This window comes from Paenibacillus sp. OT2-17, from assembly GCF_009827695.1.
Taxonomy (GTDB): domain Bacteria; phylum Bacillota; class Bacilli; order Paenibacillales; family Paenibacillaceae; genus Paenibacillus; species Paenibacillus polymyxa_B.
Genome location: NZ_WUDQ01000561.1, coordinates 1 through 2361, shown reverse-complemented (window position 1 = coordinate 2361; position 2361 = coordinate 1). Strand labels below are relative to the sequence as shown.

The following is a 2361-nucleotide window of genomic DNA, read 5'->3' as shown; positions in this document are numbered from 1 at the left end:
TGCCTTTCTGCCAATAGTATTTATTTTTGCTGAAAGTAAGATCACCGGCAGAATCCCATTTCTTAACGACGAAGGGACCGGTACCGACCGGATTCTTAAAGAATTCTTTTTCCGAGACACCGCCAAAATCCTTTGGAAGGATGCCATTGGAGAAATTTGAGAGTTCAGAAATAAACGGCGTATACGGCGCTTTAAGCTTAATTACAAGTGTTTTTTCATCTTGAGCCGAAAGCGAAGCCACCTGTGCCGCTATTGCAAGAGGACCTCCTACATTCAAATGACGCTGAATTGAAAAAACCGCGTCCTCGGCAGTAACTCCTTTGCCGTCTGAAAATTTCAAGCCATCGCGTAAAACAAAAGTATAGGTTAATCCATTCGCGCTAATATTGTGCGACGCCGCAAGCCAATCCACAATTTTTCCATCACCGTTAAAGGCAACCAGCGGCTCAAATACTTTGTCGATAGCAAAAGCATTATTTGATGTAATCTGATTATGCAAATCAAACGAGGTTACGGAAGCCGGGCGGCCATATGTAAAGGTTCCCCCTTCCGCGGGTTGATCAGCGGTTGTGCTTGGGTTAGTTGCGTTTGTATTTTTATCTGCATCATTTTTGGAGCCGGAGCATCCTGCCACGAGAACCAATAAAAGAAATGCTAAAGATCCAACCAAAAACGGTTTCCTAAAAGATACAATAAGTTTGGACATCCCATTTTCCCCTTTTCTCCAATAAAACATATTGTTTTAATATGAATAATATTATGGATGAACCCATTTGCCATGTCAAACAGAAGTAAATACCATAATTTATAAAATCAAAGATAAAAGTAAACATAGGGATTTTCCAGCTTGTGAACACATGGAGTTCATGTGGGATTGGGAATTTCATTATATTATTGTATAATCAGTCTATGAAGTAATAGGTAAAGCTTATAAGACGACAACCATTATAAAAGCGTATATAAAAGGGGTTTAAAACTCGATGGAATTCAGACAACTTCAATACACCCTGCAAATTGCAGCGGAAAAAAACTTCTCACGCGCAGCAGAAAAACTGCATATTGCTCAGCCCTCTTTGAGCCAACAATTGTCCAAACTGGAAAAAGAACTTGGGGTACTTCTATTTCAACGCAACACCAGCACGGTGGAATTAACACATGCAGGAGCAAGCTTTGTGGAAAAGGCAAAAAAAATAGTCGATGCAGTTGAGCAGCTCCGGCAGGAAATGGACGACATTTCTCAACTGCGAAAAGGGAAGGTTGTGGTTGGCAGTATGCCCATCACAGGTTCTCATTTGCTGCCGCATGTGCTGCCTGTATTCAAGAAAGCTCATCCGGACATTGAAATCGTGTTGGTCGAGGATTCATCCATGAATTTGGAGAAAAAAACTGCCAGTGGGGATACAGATCTCAGCCTGCTATCTCTTCCATTAGTAGAACCTACACTTTCCTATGTGCCGATCGGTGAAGAGTGGATTGATCTTGCCGTTCCTCCAGGTCACCCCCTAGCCCTGCGTAAAAACGGAGACCATCCGCAGCCTGTGCATATGGAAGAACTGAAAGATGAGCCTTTTGTCGTTCTGAAAAAAGGGCAAGGCTTTCGCAAGCTGACGATGGATTTGTGTCATCAAGCTGGCTTTGAACCCAATGTGGTGTTTGAGAGCACTAATATGGAGACGCTCCAATCGCTTGTAGCGACAGGTATGGGAGTGACACTCGTCCCCCGTTTTATCGCCCGGGCCGCCAGCAGCGAGTTTGTTCCAGCATTATTGCCACTCGCCGAACCTACCCCTAGCCGTACCCTAGCCATTGCCTACCGAAACGGACGTTATTTGTCTAAAGCTGCCGAAGCCTTTATTGATACCTTCCGAGAAACGGTCGAGCAACTTTCTCAAAAGTAGCTTCAAATGTGAAAAGGACCGTCTTCCTCCTCAGCCATAGCCAGAGAAGAAGACGGTCCCGGGGCTTCGCCCCTATGCTTTCAATACTTCATTTACTTTACGGGTTCGATTACACTGTTGCGATGTTGCTTCCATCTGTCTTTAACGAACCACATTTCATGTTCATTTGAATTTCATGTCAGCCTCGCCTGATTACTTTACGCTTGCTCGGAAACTCCACTTTATCCATCCCGCATCACTTCTTTCCTTAAGGTCTCTAGCCTTGGTCTCCCAAGAATGTCCTACCTCAGTTCCAATGTGCTGTGTGATCCCAAAGTGCCTGTCCTCGCCTTTTTGTGATCAGGGTCTCCCTAAATCTGGTGGACTTTTATCCTGATCATAGCCCATTTCATAATTGTTTCCGACAACCTGTCTATTTAAGCCTCTCGGCCGTGACAGGCCATCCCTATTCGCCAGTTCGGAT

General features: G+C 44.4%; 2 protein-coding genes. One reads left to right on the top strand and one right to left on the bottom strand.

Annotated elements, in window-relative coordinates; translation table 11 throughout:
• Positions 1-706 (bottom strand): ABC transporter substrate-binding protein (locus tag GRP75_RS24575; protein ID WP_160790628.1); only part of this gene is annotated, 706 nt, incomplete at its 3' end.
• Between the two features lie 274 nt (positions 707-980).
• On the opposite strand from GRP75_RS24575, the gene GRP75_RS24570 reads away from it, so the two are divergent.
• Complete coding sequence (locus GRP75_RS24570) at positions 981-1898, top strand: LysR family transcriptional regulator (RefSeq protein ID WP_025723122.1); 918 nt, start codon at positions 981-983, stop codon at positions 1896-1898.
• The last annotated feature ends 463 nt before the right edge of the window (positions 1899-2361 follow it).

Coding starts and splice junctions, on each gene's coding strand:
- GRP75_RS24570 (WP_025723122.1), top strand. CDS start 981: ATGGAATTCAGACAACTTCAATACACCCTGCAAATTGCAGCGGAAAAA.